The organism is Vibrio sp. 970 (genome assembly GCF_033339075.1).
In genome coordinates this window covers 1-539 of sequence record NZ_JAWOTW010000725.1, presented here as the reverse complement: position 1 = coordinate 539, position 539 = coordinate 1, and the positions used below count along the sequence as shown (strand labels likewise).

At 50.6% G+C, this 539-nt stretch carries 1 protein-coding gene; it reads left to right on the top strand.

Translation table 11 applies throughout. The annotated features are described in order from the left end of the window. Window positions 1-539, top strand: a 539-nt coding sequence (locus R7Q11_RS28845; protein WP_225467305.1) for an Ig-like domain-containing protein, incomplete at both ends; no start/stop codon positions are given.

The window sequence follows — 539 nt, the reverse complement described above, 5'->3', positions numbered from 1 at the left end:
CCAGTGGCGACCAATGACAATGCCGTTACTGACGAAGACACGCCAGTGACGATTGATGTCCTGCCAAACGATACTGATATTGATGGCGATACGCTGTCTATTCAATCAGCTTCCGTACCTGAAACACAAGGTACAGTTGAGATTGTTGACGGCAAGTTGGTGTTCACACCGGCCGAGAACTTCAATGGTGATGTCGAAATCACTTATACCGTCACCGATGGTTCGCTGACTGACCAAGCCACGGTCAACGTCACCGTGAATGCGGTGAACGACACGCCTGTGGTTGAGAGCAACATTGCAGACCAAACCTTGGCGGAAGATTTCACGCCATACAGCATCGATCTAAATACCGCTTTCAGCGATGTGGATAATGTGGATGGCGAGCTGAGCTTCAGCGTTTCTGGTAATAGCAACATTCAAGTGGCGATCGTCAATGGCATTGCTACGTTCACTCCAACCGCGGACTGGAACGGCTCAGAAGCATTGACCTTTACGGCTACCGATCCAAGCGGCGAGAGCGTTAGCCAAACGGTGAACTT